10 protein-coding genes and 1 pseudogene are annotated in these 6,648 nt (G+C 69.8%); 10 read left to right on the top strand and 1 reads right to left on the bottom strand.

Features of this window, described 5'->3' with window-relative positions; translation table 11 throughout:
* The 10 genes and pseudogenes from VFM98_RS13685 to VFM98_RS13730 form a co-directional block, all read left to right on the top strand.
* A partial coding sequence (locus VFM98_RS13685) for a 3,4-dihydroxy-2-butanone-4-phosphate synthase (protein ID WP_325110470.1) occupies window positions 1–622 on the top strand: 622 nt, incomplete at its 5' end.
* A gap of 20 nt (window positions 623–642) precedes the next feature.
* Complete coding sequence (gene ribH, locus VFM98_RS13690; protein WP_325110471.1) at window positions 643–1,107, top strand: 6,7-dimethyl-8-ribityllumazine synthase; 465 nt, start codon at window positions 643–645, stop codon at window positions 1,105–1,107.
* A complete protein-coding gene (gene nusB, locus VFM98_RS13695; RefSeq protein ID WP_325110472.1) occupies window positions 1,104–1,583 on the top strand; it encodes a transcription antitermination factor NusB in 480 nt (159 codons plus the stop codon). The genes ribH and nusB overlap by 4 nt, the downstream gene beginning before the upstream one ends.
* A gap of 2 nt (window positions 1,584–1,585) precedes the next feature.
* Window positions 1,586–2,770, top strand: coding sequence for a pyridoxal phosphate-dependent aminotransferase (locus tag VFM98_RS13700; protein WP_325110479.1), 1,185 nt, complete (start codon window positions 1,586–1,588; stop codon window positions 2,768–2,770).
* A complete protein-coding gene (gene ybgC / locus VFM98_RS13705; protein ID WP_325110473.1) occupies window positions 2,767–3,177 on the top strand; it encodes a tol-pal system-associated acyl-CoA thioesterase in 411 nt (136 codons plus the stop codon). The genes VFM98_RS13700 and ybgC overlap by 4 nt, the downstream gene beginning before the upstream one ends.
* A complete protein-coding gene (tolQ, locus tag VFM98_RS13710; protein ID WP_325110474.1) occupies window positions 3,174–3,866 on the top strand; it encodes a protein TolQ in 693 nt (230 codons plus the stop codon). Before ybgC ends, tolQ begins: the two co-directional genes overlap by 4 nt.
* Window position 3,867: 1 nt before the next feature.
* Complete coding sequence (locus VFM98_RS13715) at window positions 3,868–4,293, top strand: biopolymer transporter ExbD (RefSeq protein ID WP_325110475.1); 426 nt, start codon at window positions 3,868–3,870, stop codon at window positions 4,291–4,293.
* A gap of 6 nt (window positions 4,294–4,299) precedes the next feature.
* Window positions 4,300–4,686 carry a hypothetical protein gene (locus tag VFM98_RS13720; RefSeq protein WP_325110476.1) on the top strand — a complete coding sequence of 129 codons (387 nt, stop codon included), beginning with the start codon at window positions 4,300–4,302 and terminating at the stop codon, window positions 4,684–4,686.
* Window positions 4,687–4,704: 18 nt separating this feature from the next.
* Window positions 4,705–5,226 (top strand): annotated as a pseudogene (gene tolA, locus VFM98_RS13725) (cell envelope integrity protein TolA); the annotation flags it as partial.
* A 337-nt stretch (window positions 5,227–5,563) separates the two neighbouring features.
* Entirely contained in the window at window positions 5,564–6,277 is a 714-nt protein-coding gene (locus VFM98_RS13730; RefSeq protein ID WP_325110477.1) for a TauD/TfdA family dioxygenase, read from the top strand.
* Window positions 6,278–6,344: 67 nt separating this feature from the next.
* Here VFM98_RS13730 and VFM98_RS13735 read toward each other — a convergent pair.
* On the bottom strand, window positions 6,345–6,648 hold a 304-nt coding region (locus VFM98_RS13735; protein ID WP_325110478.1), incomplete at its 5' end, for a hypothetical protein.

Here is a 6,648-nt window from a genome sequence, read left to right on the forward strand (position 1 = left end):
GATCTGCGAGATCATGAAGGACGACGGCACCATGGCCCGCCTGCCGGACCTGCAGCTGTTCGCCGCCGAACACGGGCTGAAGATCGGCACCATTGCCGACCTGATCCACTACCGCAGCGCGCACGAATCGCTGGTGCAGAAAGTGGGCGAGCGGCCCCTCGTCACGGCCTGGGGCGAATTCGCCGCCCACGCCTGGCGCGACAAGCCGAGCCAGGGCCTGCACCTGGCGCTGGTCAAGGGCACCTGGCAGCCCGGGCAGGAAGTGCCGGTGCGGGTGCACGAGCCGCTGTCGGTGCTCGACGCGCTGGAAACCCAGCGCGCGATGCACTCGTGGAGCCTGGACCAGAGCCTCAAGCACATCGCCGCCACCGGCCACGGCGTGGCGGTGCTGCTCAATTGCGGCGAGAGTGCGGAGCAACTGCTGGCGCAGTTCGACGGCACCGCGCGCGCCGCGCAGGCGCCCGAGCGCGGCCGCATGGACCTGCGCACCTACGGCGTGGGCGCGCAGATCCTGCGCGAGCTGGGCGTGCAGCGCATGAGCCTCATGGGCACGCCGCGGCGCATGCCCAGCATGGCCGGCTACGGCCTCGAAGTGGCGGGCTACATCCACCGTCCCGACTGAACGTACAACAAGGGTCTTTCATGTTTGGTGCAGACAAGGGCACGGCCGACCGGCTGGACGGCAAGGAGCTGGTCATCGGCATCGTGCAGGCGCGCTTCAACCAGGGCGTGACCGACGCGCTGGCGCAGGCCTGCCTCGAGGCGCTGCGCGCGCACGGCGTGCAGGAGAAGAACATCGACCACGTGCTGGTGCCGGGCGCGCTGGAAGTGCCGGTCGCCCTGCAGGCGATGGCCGAAAAGGGCGGCTACGACGCGCTGGTGGCGCTGGGCTGCGTGATCCGCGGCGAGACCTACCACTTCGAGCTGGTGGCCAACGAATCGGCCGCCGGCGTGACGCGCGTGGCGCTGGATTACCAGCTGCCGATCGCCAACGCCATCCTCACCACCGAGAACATGGAGCAGGCGCTCGCGCGGCAGGTGGAGAAGGGCCGCGACGCGGCGCTGGTCGCCATCGAGATGGCCAACCTGGTGGACGAGATCGGATGAGCGCAACACCTCCGCGCAAGACCGCCACCAAGCCGCCGCGCAGCCGGGCGCGCGAGTTCGCGGTGCAGGCCCTCTACCAGCACCTGGTCGGCAAGCAGGACCCGGAATCGATCGACCAGTTCACCCGCGGCCTCTCGGGCTTCCACAAGGCCGACGCGGTGCACTACGACGCGCTGCTGCACGGCTGCATCCGCGAGTCGGCGGAGCTCGACGCCCTGATCGTGCCGCTGCTCGATCGCCGGCTGGAGGAGATCTCGCCGATCGAGCACGCCGTGATGTGGATCGGCGCCTACGAATTCCTGCACGCGCCCGACGTGCCCTGGCGCGTCGTCCTCAACGAGTGCATCGAGCTGGCCAAGGAGTTCGGCGGCACCGACGGCCACAAGTACGTCAACGGCGTTCTGAACGGCCTGGCACCGAAGCTGCGCGCGCCCGAAGTGGAGGCCGATCGCGCCGCCGGCAAGGCGAGACCGTGAGCATGAGACTGGCCCGGCGCGCCGAGCGCATCGAACCCTTCTACGTCATGGAGGTCGCCAAGGCGGCCTCGCAGCTGGCGCGCGAGGTCGCCCACAGCGCCAGCCCGATGATCTTCCTGAATATCGGCGAGCCGGACTTCACCGCCCCACCGCTGGTGCAGGAAGCCGCCGAGAAGGCGATCCGCGACGGCCGCACGCAGTACACCGACGCCACCGGCCTGCACGCGTTGCGCGAACGCATCGCCGGCTGGTACCGCGAGCGCTTCGGCGTGCACGTGCCCGCGAGCCGCATCGTGGTGACGGCCGGCGCCTCCGCGGCGCTGCAGCTCGCATGCCTGGCCCTGATCGAGGCCGGCGACGAGATCCTGATGCCGGATCCGAGCTATCCGTGCAACCGCCACTTCGTGAGCGCCGCCGAAGGCGACGCGGTGCTGATCCCCACCACCGCCGAAGAGCGCTACCAGCTGAGCGCCGCCAAGGTGGAGGAGCACTGGGGGGCGCGCACGCGTGGCGTGCTGCTCGCCTCGCCGTCGAACCCCACCGGCACCTCGATCCACCCGGACGAACTGCGCCGCATCCACGGCTTCGTCAAGGCCAAGGGCGGCATCACGCTGCTCGACGAGATCTACCTGGGCCTGTCCTACGACGCCACCTTCGGCCACACGGCGCTGGCGCTGGACGACCAGGTGATCAGCATCAACAGCTTCTCGAAGTACTTCAACATGACCGGCTGGCGCCTGGGCTGGCTGGTGGTGCCGGAAGCGCTGGTCGCACCGATCGAGCGCCTGGCCCAGAACCTGTTCATCTGCCCCAGCACGGTGGCGCAGCACGCGGCGCTGGCCTGCTTCGAAAAGGAGAGCATCGCGGAATACGAGCGGCGCCGCGCCGAGTTCCAGGCCCGCCGCGACTGGTTCATCCCGCAGCTGCAGGCGATGGGGCTCGCGGTGCCGGTGGTGCCCGATGGCGCCTTCTACGCCTGGGCCGATTGCAGCGAGGCCGCGCAACACCTGGGGGTGTCGGGCAGCTGGGACTTCGCGTTCGAGGCGATGCGCCGCGCCCACGTGGCCGTGACGCCCGGCCGCGACTTCGGCCATGCGGACACGCAGCGCTTCATCCGCTTCTCCACCGCCAATTCGATGGCGCAGCTGCAGGAAGCGGCGGCGCGCCTGAAGGCCTTGCTGCGATGAGGAGCCATCCGGTCTTCAGCTGGCCGGTGCGCGTCTACTGGGAAGACACCGATGCGGGCGGCATCGTGTTCTACGCCAACTACCTGAAGTTCTTCGAGCGTGCCCGCACCGAGTGGCTGCGCTCGCTGGGCATCGCGCAGGGCGCGCTGCGCGAATCCGCCGGCGGCATCTTCATCGTGAGCGAAACTTCGGTGCGCTATCTCGCGCCGGCGAAGCTCGACGACGAACTGATTGTTACGGCCGAGTTGAAGGACGTTGGCAAAGCGTCTCTCATAATCCGGCAGCAGGCCCGGCGCGGCGAGACGCTGCTCGCCGAGGGCACGATCCGCATCGGCTGGGTCGATGACAAGACACTGCGGCCGGGTCGCATCCCGCCCGCCATCCTGGGAGTCCTGAACCTCGAATGAACCAAGACCTGTCGATCCTGCAGCTCGTGCTGGGCGCCAGCTTCGTCGTGCAGCTCGTGATGCTGCTGTTGTTGATCGTCTCCGTGACGAGCTGGGCCGCGATCTTCGGCAAGCTGTTCGCGCTGCGGCGCGTGAAGACCAAGAACGACGAGTTCGAGCGCGATTTCTGGTCCGGCACCAGCCTCAACGACCTGTTCGCCGCCGCGGCGCAGAACGCCAAGGTGGCCGGCCCGATGGAGCGCATCTTCGCCTCCGGCATGCGCGAGTACCAGAAGCTGCGCGAGCGCCGCATCAGCGATGCCGGCACCCTGCTCGATGCGGCGCGCCGCGCGATGCGCGCGAGCTTCCAGCGCGAGCTCGACGTGGTGGAAACGCACCTGTCCTTCCTGGCCTCGGTCGGCTCGGTGTCGCCCTATGTCGGCCTGTTCGGCACGGTGTGGGGCATCATGCACGCCTTCACCGGCCTGGGCGCCCTGCAGCAGGTGACGCTGGCCACCGTGGCGCCCGGCATCGCCGAGGCGCTGGTCGCCACCGCGCTGGGCCTGTTCGCCGCCATCCCGGCAGTGGTGGCCTACAACCGCTTCGCGCGCGACATCGACCGCGTGGCGATCAAGCTGGAGACCTTCATCGAGGAGTTCTCCAACATCCTGCAGCGCAACCTCGGCGCCCAGTCCGCCTCAGGACACTGACATGCCGGCGGTAGCCCACCGCGGCCGCGGCCGCCGCACGATCAACGAGATCAACATGGTCCCGTTCATCGACGTCATGCTGGTGCTGCTGATCATCTTCATGGTGACGGCGCCGCTGATCACGCCCAGCCTGATCGACCTGCCCACCGTCGGCAAGGCCTCGCGCAAGCCGGACCAGGTGGTCGAGGTGCTGGTCGGCAAGGACGAAGCGCTGCAGCTGAAGAACGGCGACAAGACGGTGTCGATGGTGCTGAAGGAGATCGCGCCCGCCGTGCTGCAGGCGCAGTCTGCCCACCCGCCGGGCAGCGTGGCCGTGGTGATCAGCGCCGACAGGAACGTGAAGTACGAGACGGTCGTCAAGGTCATGGACACACTGCAGCGCTCCGGCGTGCAGCGTGTCGGCCTGGCGGTGCAGGTCGCGCGTTAAACCGCCATGGACGCCGCCGCCGACCGTCCCGAGTTCGCCCCGCCCAGGCAGGAGCAGATCTGGCGCGGGCTGGCCCTGGCCATCCTGGCGCACGTGCTGCTGTTCATCGGCCTGACGCAGGGCCTGCGGTGGCAGCGCGAAAGCCAGGACGTGGCGGTGGAGGCCGAGCTCTGGGCCGCGGTGCCGCAGGAGGCGGCCCCGCGCGAGGTGCCGAAGCCCGTGCCCGAGCCGCCCAGGCCGGCGCCCGAGCCGCCCAAGCCGGTGGTGAAGGCCCCGCCCGTGCCCGACCCGCAGGCCCAGCGCGAAGCGCAGATCGCGCTGGAGCGCGAGAAGAAGAAGCAGGAGCTCGAGCGCCAGAAGGAAGAGGAACTGCGGCGCGAGCGCGAGGAGTAGCGCAAGCTCGAGGCGAAGAAGAAGCACGAGGAGGAACTCGCGAAGAAGAAGCGCGAGGAGGAGATCGCGAAGAAGAAGGAGCACGAGCGGCTCGTCGCCGAAGCCAAGCGCAAGGAAGAAGAGAAGAAGCGCAAGGAGCAGGAGCTGAAGGAGGCGCGCGAGGCGCAGCGGCGCGAGCAGATCCGCAAGGAGCAGATCGAGCGCAGCCTCGCCATGGCAGGCACCGGCGCCCCCAATTCCACCGGCACCGCGGCGCGATCGTCCGGCCCCTCGGCCGGCTGGGGCGCGCGGGTGCGGGCGCGGGTGCGGCCGAACATCGTATTCACCGACGTGGCCAGCGGCAACCCGGAGGCCGTGGTGGAAGTGCGCCTCGCCCCCGACGGCACCATCGTCGGCAAGCAGCTGAAGAAGGCCAGCGGCAACCACTCCTGGGACGAGGCGGTGCTGCGTGCCCTCGACAAGACCGAAGTCCTGCCCCGCGACCCGGAAACCGGCCGTGTCCCGAGCGCCGCCGTCCTGGTGTTCCGCCCCAAGGACTGAGGTCTTCCTCCCTCCCCCTCCGGGGGAGAACCGGGGTGGGGGCGCCCTTCCCCGCGTTGCGCCCGCGCACTGTCAGATCTGACAGGCCTTCCTCCCAGCCAGGTCCTTATCCCGTCGTTCCCGCGCAGGCGGGAACCCAGTGCACGCGCGCAGCGCGCGAGAGAGCAAGCCCCTGGATTCCCGCCTCCGCGGGGATGGCGGCGCGCCGTGTCATTTCTGTCAGGCCCCCTTGCAAGTTTTCGTAAAGTCCGCCAGCGCAAGCTTGGCAGCCCGCGCGATCTGCCCAACACTGTCTCCAGGAGCGCGCACGTCCGACGCGCCGTTGGGAGGAAGACGCATGGTCCACCAGGCACTCGCACCCGGCTTCGGCGCCCTGGTCGAAGGCATCGATCTCGCCGCGCTGGATTGCGCCGGGTTCCGCCAGCTCTATGCCCTGTGGCAGCGGCAGCACCTGCTGGTGCTGCGCGGGCACGGCCTGGACCGCGAGGGCTTCCAGGCCTGGGCCGCGCGCTTCGGTCAGGTCGACCCGCTGCCGGAGCTGGCCGGGGTCGAAACCAGATGGGGCGTCGAGCTCCCCTGGGCCGAGCGGCCGCCCTTCGCCTGCCTGCTGCACGCGCGCCGCGTGCCCGAAAACGGCGGCGCCACCTGGTTCGCCTGCCTGCCCGCGGCCCTGCGCCTGATCGCGCCGGACCTGGTCGCGCGCCTGCGCTGGCTGGCGATCCAGCACGGGCCCAACGTGCATCCGGTCGTCATCATGCAGCCCGAGACGGGCGAGCACTCGCTGTTCCTGGGCAGCCGCGCCGATGCGCGCATCGTCGACGTGCCGCAGGCCGAATCCGAGCGCATCCTGAACATCGCCTGGAGCTACGGCACGGCCGACGCGGTGACGCTGTGCCACCGCTGGCAGGCCGGCGACATCGTGCTGTGGAACAACCTCACCGTGATGCACCGGCACGAGGCCGTGCCCGCGGGCAGCACGCGCAAGCTGCAGCGCGTGCGGATCCAGGGCCGCTACATCCTCGCGGCGCCGATCCAGAAGGAAGCGGCCTAGCGAAGCGCTGGGCTTCCGGCGCGCATCCGCGCGCGGTCAGCGCCAGCCTACGAAAGGCCTCGCGCGATCACGGCTCGTACACCACCTGCGCCTGCCCCTGGTAGGCCTGGGCCATCCAGCTCGCCAGGGCGGCATCGGTGGGGAAGAACTTCGCCTGTTCGCCCAGCTGCAGTTCGGCGCGGGCCTGCTCGCGCAGGACCTCCAGCCGAACCGGCAGGCCGCGCAGCAGTTCGCCCTGCTCCGTCATCTCCTTCTTCGGCGGGAACTCGCGCACCAGCCGCTGGATGTCCGGCGCGGTGCCGTTCACGGCCACCTTCAGGTACTTGCCGAAGCGGCAGCGCGCCGTCGCCAGGTCCCAGATCTGCTGGACG

This window comes from Ramlibacter sp. (assembly GCF_035706265.1).
Taxonomy (GTDB): domain Bacteria; phylum Pseudomonadota; class Gammaproteobacteria; order Burkholderiales; family Burkholderiaceae_C; genus Ramlibacter.